Annotated in this window: 8 protein-coding genes; 6 read left to right on the forward strand and 2 right to left on the reverse strand. The window is 72.7% G+C overall.

What is annotated here, in order from left to right; all coding sequences use genetic code 11:
- The first annotated feature begins 168 nt into the window (after positions 1-168).
- From ACIQIB_RS26495 to ACIQIB_RS26505, 3 genes are all read left to right on the forward strand, one after another.
- A complete protein-coding gene (locus ACIQIB_RS26495; RefSeq protein WP_363613765.1) occupies positions 169-774 on the forward strand; it encodes a bacterial proteasome activator family protein in 606 nt (201 codons plus the stop codon).
- 291 nt (positions 775-1,065) lie between these two features.
- A complete protein-coding gene (locus tag ACIQIB_RS26500; protein WP_363613763.1) occupies positions 1,066-2,430 on the forward strand; it encodes a protein kinase domain-containing protein in 1,365 nt (454 codons plus the stop codon).
- Positions 2,431-2,541: 111 nt separating this feature from the next.
- Positions 2,542-4,326: a protein kinase gene (locus ACIQIB_RS26505; protein WP_400761077.1), complete on the forward strand. Its 1,785-nt coding sequence runs from the start codon at positions 2,542-2,544 to the stop codon at positions 4,324-4,326.
- 119 nt (positions 4,327-4,445) lie between these two features.
- Here ACIQIB_RS26505 and ACIQIB_RS26510 read toward each other — a convergent pair whose 3' ends face one another.
- The gene (locus ACIQIB_RS26510; protein ID WP_400761079.1) at positions 4,446-5,534 is read right to left on the reverse strand and encodes a phosphotransferase; all 1,089 of its coding nucleotides are present in this window, start codon (positions 5,532-5,534) and stop codon (positions 4,446-4,448) included.
- 67 nt (positions 5,535-5,601) lie between these two features.
- Positions 5,602-6,261 carry a response regulator transcription factor gene (locus tag ACIQIB_RS26515; RefSeq protein WP_363613757.1) on the reverse strand — a complete coding sequence of 220 codons (660 nt, stop codon included), beginning with the start codon at positions 6,259-6,261 and terminating at the stop codon, positions 5,602-5,604.
- Positions 6,262-6,689: 428 nt separating this feature from the next.
- Between ACIQIB_RS26515 and pdhA the strand changes: the two genes are divergently transcribed.
- The 3 genes from pdhA to ACIQIB_RS26530 are packed head-to-tail and all read left to right on the forward strand — an operon-like array spanning position 6,690 to position 10,251.
- On the forward strand, positions 6,690-7,844 hold the full coding sequence (gene pdhA / locus ACIQIB_RS26520) for a pyruvate dehydrogenase (acetyl-transferring) E1 component subunit alpha (protein ID WP_400761082.1): 1,155 nt from the start codon (positions 6,690-6,692) through the stop codon (positions 7,842-7,844).
- Positions 7,844-8,818 carry an alpha-ketoacid dehydrogenase subunit beta gene (locus ACIQIB_RS26525; protein ID WP_400660056.1) on the forward strand — a complete coding sequence of 325 codons (975 nt, stop codon included), beginning with the start codon at positions 7,844-7,846 and terminating at the stop codon, positions 8,816-8,818. The genes pdhA and ACIQIB_RS26525 overlap by 1 nt, the downstream gene beginning before the upstream one ends.
- A 14-nt stretch (positions 8,819-8,832) precedes the next feature.
- Entirely contained in the window at positions 8,833-10,251 is a 1,419-nt protein-coding gene (locus ACIQIB_RS26530) for a dihydrolipoamide acetyltransferase family protein (RefSeq protein WP_400761084.1), read from the forward strand.
- Positions 10,252-10,374: the final 123 nt, after the last annotated feature.

The following is a 10,374-nucleotide window of genomic DNA, read 5'->3' on the forward strand; positions in this document are numbered from 1 at the left end:
GGCTCCGCGGGCGCCGTTCCCGCCGGCCCGCCTCGCCGACTGAGTACGCGTACGGATACCGGCCCGCCGCGTACGGGCGTACCGTCGTGCCCGGCGGGCCGGAGCGGCCGGTGGTGGTGCGGCCGGGGGCTTCCGCCCGACCAACCCCAGTGAGAGAGAATGTTGTTCATGACGAATCCGATGAACGAGCGCTCGTCGCACGAGCTGTACCAGTCCGCGGGCGGGCAGTCGCAGGACGGCCAGAAGGTGCTGATCGTCGGACCGGACGGGCTGCCGGTGGGCCAGGGGTTCACCGCCTCGACCGGGGACGACGGCGACGGACCGCGCGAACTCCCGGTGACCGAGATGGTGGAGCAGCCCGCCAAGGTCATGCGGATCGGTAGCATGATCAAGCAGCTGCTGGAGGAGGTCAGGGCGGCTCCCCTCGACGAGGCCAGCCGCGCCCGGCTGAAGGACATCCACGCCAGCTCCATCAAGGAGCTGGAGCTCGGTCTGGCCCCCGAGCTGGTCGCCGAGCTGGAGCGGCTGTCGCTCCCGTTCACCGAGGACAGCATCCCGACCGAGGCCGAGCTGCGGATCGCGCAGGCCCAGCTGGTGGGCTGGCTGGAGGGGCTGTTCCACGGCATCCAGACCGCGCTGTTCGCCCAGCAGATGGCGGCGCGGGCGCAGCTGGAGCAGATGCGGCGGGCGCTGCCGCCCGGCCTGCACGGCGGTGATCTGGAGGACGACGAGCCCGGCGAGGGCCGCGGCATCCGCTCCGGCCCGTACCTGTAGGCCGGCCGCCGCACGTCGGCCGGGGCGCCCGGTGCCGGACGTACCGGCACGACGCGGCACCGGGCGGACCGGTTCACGCACTACCGATGGGTAAGGGCTCGCGGCCCGGACGGAGGGTCGGCCCGGTGCCGATCACCGTCGTGGCGAGCCGATACCCTGGCCCCTGTCGCAGGCCCGGCGAACGCCGCGACGGGGGCCGGGCAGGCCAGCGGGCCGGGCCCGACCACGCACGGACGAGACCGAACGTCACGGTCGCGGCGGCACGGCCGCACCGAGGGGGAGCAGAGGACCATGAGCGAGCACGGCAACGCGGCGGTCGAGGGCTTCTCCCTGGGCAACGGCAGGTACGTGCTGCAGCGGCTGCTGGGCGAGGGCGGCATGGCCTCCGTGCACCTCGCGTACGACAACGTGCTGGGCCGGCAGGTCGCGCTGAAGAGCATGCACGCCGAGCTGGGCCACGAGGCGTCGTTCAAGGAGCGCTTCCGCCGCGAGGCGCAGGCGGTGGCCCGGCTGGAGCACGAGAACATCGTCCGGGTCTACGACAGCGGCGAGGACGTCGGCCCGGACGGCTCGACCACGCCGTTCATCGTGATGCAGCTGGTCGACGGCAAGGGCCTGCGCGATGTGATCAACGAGTCGGTCGCGCAGTACGGTGCGATGCCCACCGAGGACGCGCTGAAGGCCGTCGTCGGCGTGCTGAACGCGCTGGAGGCCTCGCACGACCAGGGCCTGGTGCACCGTGACATCAAGCCGGGCAACGTCATGTTCGACCGCAAGGGCGTCGTCAAGGTGATGGACTTCGGCATCGCCCGGGCGCTGGAGTCCGGTGTGACGTCGATGACCCAGACCGGCATGGTGGTCGGCACCCCGCAGTACCTCTCGCCCGAGCAGGCCCTCGGCAAGCCGGTGGACGCCCGCTCCGACCTCTACTCGGTCGGCGTGATGTTCTTCGAGATGCTCACCGGCCAACTGGTCTTCGACGGCGACTCGGCCTTCTCGATCGCCTACAAGCACGTGCAGGAGGAGCCGCCGGCGCCGTCCTCCCTCAACCGTTCGGTCGGCCCGGCGGTGGACGCGTTCGTCGCGACGGCGCTGCGCAAGGACCCGGCGCACCGCTTCCCGAGCGCGGCGGCGATGCGCGACGAGGCCGAGCGGCTGATCGCGGCCGAGAAGGGCGGCGGCGGCCACCAGCTGGCCGCGAGCACGCCGCTGGTGATCACCGACGGTCCGCGCTCGGCGCACGCCGCGCCGCAGGCCCCGCAGACGCCGCAGCCGTTCCAGCAGCAGTACCGGACCCCGCCGCCCGCGTTCCAGACCCCGCAGCCGCAGGCCCCGCAGACCCCGCAGCCGTTCCCGCAGCAGTACCGGACGCCGCCGCCGGCCTTCCAGACGCCGCCGCCCGCGTTCCAGACCCCGCAGCCGATGCCGGCGCCGCCGTTCCAGCCGGCCCCGGCGTCCGGCGGCAACGGCTGCTCCACGGCCCTGGTGATCATCGGCATCATCGTCGGTGTGATCGTGCTCGCGGTCATCATCATCGCCATCGTGGTGAACCGGGCGGAGAAGGACGCCGGTTCCGGCACGGGCACGCGCGGTGCCGAGCGGACCGCGGCCGTGTTGCGCCTGGACGGTCCGGCCGACCGGAATGGCCTGCTCTGACGCGGTCCGCCGGGATCGGGTGTGCTACAGGGGCAGGCCGAAGGCGGTAGCGTTCGGGGACACGAAGCGACAGGGCACCGCGATCCGAGCGAAGGCCCGGGGCGAGGAGCGATGGCACAGACGCAGCATCCGGACGACGACGACGACGACGACGGCGCCTGGACGACCGGCGAGACCGGCGGGGCCCCGAAGGTGTCCGAACCCGGTAGCGACGCCGCCACCACCGCGCTCCCCCCGGTCGGCGGCGGCCCGCACACGCCCGGCCGGGGCAGCGCGGCCCCGCTCGGCACGGTGGGTGAGGGCCGCTACCGGCTGACCCACCGGCTCGGCCGCGGTGGCATGGCCGAGGTGTTCGCCGCCCAGGACGTCCGGCTCGGCCGGACCGTCGCGGTCAAGCTGCTCCGCCCCGAGCTCGCCCAGGACGACATCGCCCGGCTGCGCTTCACCCGCGAGGCGCACGCCGTCGCGGCGCTCAACCACCACTCGATCGTCGCGGTCTACGACACCGGCGAGGAGCACGTCGGCGAGGAGTCGACGCCGTACATCGTGATGGAGCTGGTCGAGGGCCGGACCGTCCGCGAGCTGCTGGTGGACGAGGAGGCGCCGCCGGTCGACCAGGCGCTGATCATCATCGCGGGGGTGCTGGAGGCGCTCGCCTACAGCCACCGGCACGGCATCGTGCACCGCGACATCAAGCCCGCCAACGTGATCATCACGACCACCGGCGCGGTCAAGGTGATGGACTTCGGCATCGCCCGGGCGCTGACCGGCGCCGCCAGCACCATGACCCAGACCGGCATGGTCATGGGCACCCCGCAGTACCTCTCGCCCGAGCAGGCCCTCGGCAAGCCGGTCGACCACCGCTCCGACCTGTACGCGGCCGGCTGCATGCTCTACGAGCTGCTGACGCTCCGCCCGCCGTTCACCGGCGACACCCCGCTCTCGGTGGTCTACCAGCACGTCCAGGACCCGCCGATGCCGCCGTCCCAGGCCAACCCCCGGGTATCGGTGGCGCTCGACCCGATGGTGCTGCGCTCGCTCGCCAAGAACCCGGACGACCGGTTCCAGGACGCCGACGAGTTCCGCGCCCACGTCCAGCACACCCTGCGCGAGATGCACGGGGCCGGTGCCCCCTGGGCGGCCGGCGCCGCGGCCGCCGGGCTGGCGGCCGCCGGCCAGGGCCACAGCGGGGCCACCCCCATGGTCGGCGCGGACGGCGAGACGGCCGTCACGGCGCCGTACGGCGCGGCCGCTCCCGGTGAGCCGACGGCGGTGCTGCCGTACCAGCAGGCCGGCGGCCCGCCGACCCCGGCGTCGCCCTATCCGGCGGTCGGCGGTTCCTACGGCGGTTCCTACGGCGGTGACGGTTCGGGCGGGGACGACGACGGGCACGGCCACGGCCGGCGGCGCGGGCCGTGGGGCTGGGTGGCCGGCGCCGCGGCGGTGGTCGTCGCGGCCAGTGTCGGCATCGCGTTCGCGCTCAGCGGCGGCGGCAACGGCGGCACCGGGGACCGGGACGGGCACCTTCCCACGCCCGCCCCGGCGGTCAGTTCGTCGGAAGCCGTGACCCCCACGCCGGGCACCAACCCGAGCGCGGCCCCGTCCGCCCAGAACACCAAGCGCCCGCAGCAGCCGACCGACAACAACAACAGCGGCGGCGGCAACATGAGCCAGGCGCCCAGCATGCCGTCGGGCAAGCACACGCCGACCCCGACGCCCACGCCCACCACCACCAAGTCGGCGACGTCCACCCCGTCGCCGAGCACCACGCCCAGCTCGACCGGTACGCCGACCAGTGGTGGCGGCCCTTCGCCGTCCACGCAGCCGTCCCAGACCTCGGGCGGCAAGCCGACGGCGCCGGCCACCGGGGGGGCCTCGGCGCCGCCGAGCCCCTGACCCCGGTCTCCCCGGTTTCCCCGGTCTCCCCGGTCTCCCCGGTCTCCCCGGGGGCGGGCCCGGACCTTCCGGACCCGCCCCCCGGGGCTTCCTGGCTGTCCGGGCCCCGGCCGTCCGGGTCAGTTGGCGAAGGCGTCCAGGACCTGCTCGTACTCCTGGCACCACCACGCCAGCTGGCCCGCCGAGGCGGGGTAGAGCGGGTCGGCCCGGTGGTCGGCCCGCTGGTAGCGCCACTGGAGCATCCAGAAGTCGTTCAGCCGCTCCCACCAGACCCGGTGCACCGCCGCCGCCAGGTGCTCGGCGGTGGCCGCCCCGGTGGCCCGGTAGGCCTGTGAGTAGTGCCGGACCCGGACGAGGTCGAGCACCCCGGAGGTCCGGTCGTTGAAGAGCAGGGTGGCCGCGCGGACGGCCTCCTCGGCGCGCGGCTGGGGGCCGAGCTTGTCCCAGTCCAGGACCGCCGAGATCCGGCCGTCCTTGTGCAGCAGATTGAGCCCGTGGAAGTCGCCGTGGGTCCAGCCGGTGGGCGGGGCGGCCTGGGGGGCGGGCCGGCGGTGGGCGTACTCGGCGAGCAGGTTCAGCCGTTCGGTGAGGCGCCGTTCGACCAGCGCGTCCAGCTCGCCGTACGGGTGGTGCTCACGGGCCCGCCGCCGCAGGTCAGCGGCGAGCCGGGCGCTGTCCAGCGGGTCGGCGCTGCGGTAGCCGGAGGGCTGGCTCAGGGGGGCGCACACATCGTCCAGTGCGCCGTGCACTCGGCCGAGGAGCGCGCCGAGTGCGGCGCACTGCGGGAGAGTGTGGTCGGTACCGTGCCGGTGTCGGCCATCGATCCAGGGGAAGAGCGCGAACAGCCGGCCGCCGAAGGCGGCCACCGTCCCGGACCGCTCGGCACAGGCCAGCGGGGGAGCGACCGGCAGCCCGAGGGCGTGCAGCGCGGCCATCGCGCGGTGGTGCGCGGTGATCGCCGGGCGGTTGGCGGTGGCGGCGTCGACGTAGCACTTCAGGAAGTACGACCCGGCCTCGGTGGTGACCCGGTAGCCCCGGTTCAGCAGGCCCTCGGCGACGGGCTCGGCGGTCAGGAGCCGCCCCACCCGGTAGCGGTGCAGGACCTCGGCCAGGGCGGCGTGGGGGACGGGCGGGCTGAGGGTCCCTATGGGCGGTGCGGCGAGGTCGGGGCGGGCCGGGGCGCAGGCGAGGGTCTGGCTGAAAGTCACAGCCAGAGGTTAGGGCCCCCTTGCGGGGGCCCTTGACAAACCATCAGTGCTATGTATCCGAATCGGATCAGTGCTGCTGGTCCGCCTGGTGCCGGGCCACGAAGGCGGCGGCCTGGGTGCGCCGCTCCATGCCCATCTTGGCGAGCAGGCTGGAGACGTAGTTCTTCACCGTCTTCTCGGCTAGATGCAGCTCGTTGCCGATCTGGCGATTGGTCATCCCCTCGCCGATCAGATCGAGGATCCGGCGCTCCTGCTTGGTGAGCTGCGCCAGCCGCTCGTCCTCCTTCTCGCCGCCGTCGCGCAGGCGGGCCAGGACCCGGCTGGTGGCGACCGGGTCGAGCAGCGACTTCCCGGCCGCCACGTCCCGGACGGCGGCGATCAGGTCGGTGCCCCGGATCGCCTTCAGGACGTACCCGGAGGCGCCCGCCATGATCGAGTCGAACAGCGCCTCGTCGTCCGAGAACGACGTCAGCATCAGGCACTTGATCTCCGGCAGCCGGGAGCGGATCTCGCGGCAGACCTCGACCCCGTTGCCGTCCGGCAGCCGGACGTCGAGCACCGCGACATCGGGGTGGACCGCCGGGATCCGGGTCAGCGCCTCGGCCGCCGTGCCGGCCTCACCGACCACCTCGATGTCGTCCTCGACCGAGAGGAGATCGTGGACGCCCCGCCGGACCACCTCGTGGTCGTCGAGCAGGAATACCCTGATTTGTCCGTTGTCAGTCACGTGCAAAGCCTCCCATATCACCCTGTGAAAGACCTGCCGTCCAAACCGGCGCGGGATCGTTATCAGGCCAGAGCGGTCGAAATCGATGCCGGTAACCCCCTTACGTACAGGGCTCCGCCCGGATAACGTGCGCTGGTGTCCTGAAGGCGACCGAATTGAGAGCTGCGCCACATCCGTCCGTCCACCCCCACCAATCCGACGGCGAGCTGTGCGCGGCACCCTTGACAGCTGTGGAAGCCCAACAACTAGGACGTCCTAGCGCAAGCGCGCCAAGGGCTGTCGCTGGGTAACGTTCTCGTGAGGGACGCCGTCGGAACAGGAACACCACCTGCCTTGCAGCCGGTGCGCACACCCACGCGCGCCCCGCGAGGCGGTGACCGGACCGGTCACCGGCGACCCCGGGCGGCCGGACAGACCGAGGAGTGAACGTGACCGTCAAAAGCACGGCGAGGGCTCGCAAGAAGGCGGCCCCCGGCGTTCCTGACACCCTCCGCGCCACGGGCACGGACGGCCAGCCGGAGCTCGTACAGCTGCTCACCCCGGAGGGCGAGCGGATCGAGCACCCGGACTACCCGCTCACCACCACCCCGGAGGAGCTGCGCGCCCTCTACCGCGACCTGGTGCTGGTGCGCCGGTTCGACGCCGAGGCTACCGCGCTGCAGCGCCAGGGCGAGCTCGGCCTGTGGGCCTCGCTGCTCGGCCAGGAGGCCGCGCAGGTCGGCTCCGGCCGGGCCATGCGCACCGGCGACTACGCCTTCCCCACCTACCGCGAGCACGGCGTGGCCTGGTGCCGCGACGTCGACCCGCTGAACCTGCTCGGCATGTTCCGCGGCGTGAACCACGGCGGCTGGGACCCGAACGAGAAGAACTTCCACCTGTACACCATCGTGATCGGCGCGCAGGCCCTGCACGCCACCGGCTACGCGATGGGCATCACCAAGGACGGCACCGACGACGCGGTGATCGCGTACTTCGGCGACGGCGCCTCCAGCCAGGGCGACGTCAACGAGGCCTTCACCTTCGCCTCGGTCTACAACGCCCCGGTGGTGTTCTTCTGCCAGAACAACCAGTGGGCGATCTCCGAGCCCACCACCACCCAGACCAAGATCCCGCTGTACCGCCGCGCCTCCGGCTTCGGCTTCCCGGGCGTCCGGGTGGACGGCAACGACGTGCTGGCCTGCCTCGCCGTGACCCGCTGGGCGCTGGACCACGCGCGCAGCGGCAACGGCCCGGTGCTGATCGAGGCGTTCACCTACCGGATGGGCGCGCACACCACCTCCGACGACCCCACCCGCTACCGGCCCACCGAGGAGACCGAGGCCTGGAAGGCCAAGGACCCGATCACCCGGCTCCGGGCCCACCTGGACCGCGCGAGCCTGGCCGACGAGGAGTTCTTCGCCTCCGTCGAGGCGGAGAGCGAGCAGCTGGGGCTGCGGGTGCGCGAGGGTGTGCGCGGTATGCCGGACCCGGACCCGACCCTGATCTTCGACCACGTCTACGCCGAGCCGCATGCGCTGGTCGATGAGGAACGGGCCGAGTACGTGGCGTACGCGGCCTCCTTCGAGGCGGGGGAGAACCTCTGATGGCCGGTCAGCTCAGCATCGCCAAGGCGCTCAACGGGGCGCTGCGCAAGTCGCTGGAGGACGACCCGAAGACCCTCCTGATGGGCGAGGACATCGGCAAGCTCGGCGGCGTCTTCCGGATCACCGACGGTCTGCAGAAGGACTTCGGGGAGAGCCGGGTGATCGACACCCCGCTCGCCGAGTCCGGTATCGTCGGCACCGCGATCGGCCTGGCGCTGCGCGGCTACCGCCCGGTGGTGGAGATCCAGTTCGACGGCTTCGTCTACCCGGCCTTCGACCAGATCGTCTCCCAGCTGGCCAAGATGCACGCCCGGGCGCTCGGGCACGTGAAGCTCCCGGTCACCATCCGCATCCCGTACGCGGGCGGCATCGGCGCGGTCGAGCACCACAGCGAGTCGCACGAGGCGTACTTCGCGCACACCGCCGGCCTGCGCGTGGTCACCCCGTCCAGCGCGCACGACGCGCACTGGATGCTGCGCCAGGCCATCGCCTCGGACGACCCGGTGGTCTTCCTGGAGCCCAAGCGCCGGTACTGGGACAAGGGCGAGGTCGGCGCCGCCGCCGACCTGGCGCTGCACGACGCCCGGATCGTCCGTCCCGGTACCGATGCCACGCTGATCGCGTACGGGCCGATGGTCAAGGTCTGCCTGGAGGCCGCCGCGGCCGCCGAGGAGGACGGCCGCCGACTGGAGGTCGTCGACCTGCGCTCGCTCTCCCCGGTGGACTTCGCCGCCCTGGAGGAGTCGGTCAGGCGCACCGGGCGCGGCATCGTGGTGCACGAGGCGCCGGTCTTCCTGGGCATGGGCGCCGAGCTGGCCGCCCGGCTCACCGAGCGCTGCTTCTACCACCTGGAGGCGCCGATCCTGCGGGTCGGCGGCTACTACGCGCCGTATCCGCCGTCCCGGGTCGAGGAAGCCTTCCTGCCCGACCTGGACCGCGTGCTCGACGCCGTCGACCGCGCGCTCGCGTACTGAACCGGGGAGCGAAGATGACCACCGAAGTTCGCTCGCTCCGCGAGTTCAGAATGCCCGACGTCGGCGAGGGCCTCACCGAGGCCGAGATCCTCAGCTGGTACGTCAAGCCCGGCGACACCGTGACGGACGGCCAGGTCGTCTGCGAGGTGGAGACCGCCAAGGCCGCCGTGGAGCTGCCGATCCCCTTCAACGGGGTCGTCGAGCAGCTGTTCTTCCCGGAGGGCGCGACGGTCGATGTCGGCACCGTGATCATCTCGGTCGCGGTCGCCGGTGAGGCCGGGGCCGCCGCACCGGCCGTCGCCGCCGCACCCGCGGCCCCCGCGCCGGCACCGGCACCGGCCGAGGCGGAGCCGGAGCGGCGTGAGGTGCTGGTCGGGTACGGCCCGCGGACCGGTGGCAGTCAGCGCCGGGCCCGCCGGACGACCACCACCACCGTGATCGCCCCGGCTCCTGTTCCGGTTCCCGCGGTCGTCGTGCCCGTGTCCGTGCCCGTGCCCGTTCCGGTGGTGCCGGAGCAGCCCTCCGGTGACCGGCCGCTGGCCAAGCCGCCGGTGCGCAAGCTCGCCAAGGACCTCGGCATCGACCTGCGCGCGGTCACCCCGACCGGTCCGGACGGTGTGATCACCCGCGAGGACGTGCACGCCCACGCGTCGGCCGCCGCCGCGGTGGCGGCAGCGGCCGACGCGCCGGCCCCGGTGGCCGCCGCCGAGCCGGTGTCCGTGTCCGGCTCGGGCGACGTCCGGGTGCCGATCAAGGGCGTCCGCAAGGCGACCGCGCAGGCGATGGTGAGCTCGGCCTTCACCGCCCCGCACGTCACCGAGTTCGTCCAGGTCGACGTCACCCGCACGATGAGGTTCGTCCGGCGGCTCAAGGAGAGCGGCGAACTGGGCCGGGACATCCGGGTCAGCCCGCTGCTGCTGGTCGCCAAGGCGCTGCTGACCGCGATCAAGCGGCACCCCGAGATCAACGCCCAGTGGGACGAGGCCGCCCAGGAGATCGTGATCAAGGGCCAGGTGAACCTCGGCATCGCCGCGGCCACCCCGCGCGGCCTGATCGTCCCCAACATCAAGGACGCCGGTGCCAAGACCCTCTCGGGCCTGGCGGCGGCGCTCGGCGAGCTGATCGACACCGCCCGCCAGGGCAAGACCTCGCCGGCCGACATGCAGGGCGGCACGGTCACCATCACCAACGTCGGCGTCTTCGGCGTCGACACCGGTACCCCGATCCTCAACCCGGGGGAGGCGGCCATCCTCGCCTTCGGGGCGGTCCGGGAACTGCCGTGGGTGCACAAGGGCAAGGTGGTCCCGCGGCAGGTCACCACCCTGGCCCTCTCCTTCGACCACCGCCTGGTGGACGGGGAGCTCGGCTCCAGGGTGCTGGCCGACGTGGCCGCACTGCTGGAGCGCCCCAAGCGCCTGATCACCTGGGGCTAGAAGAAGCGAAGGGGCCCCGCCTCCGCACCTTGGGTTCAAGGGGTCGTCGCAACACCACTTGGTTTTAGGTGGTGAGTAGATCACGTAGACGCTCGGCTGGGGTATTCCAGCCGAGCGTCTTGC

Source organism: Kitasatospora sp. NPDC092286, from assembly GCF_044755565.1.
Lineage (GTDB): Bacteria > Actinomycetota > Actinomycetes > Streptomycetales > Streptomycetaceae > Kitasatospora.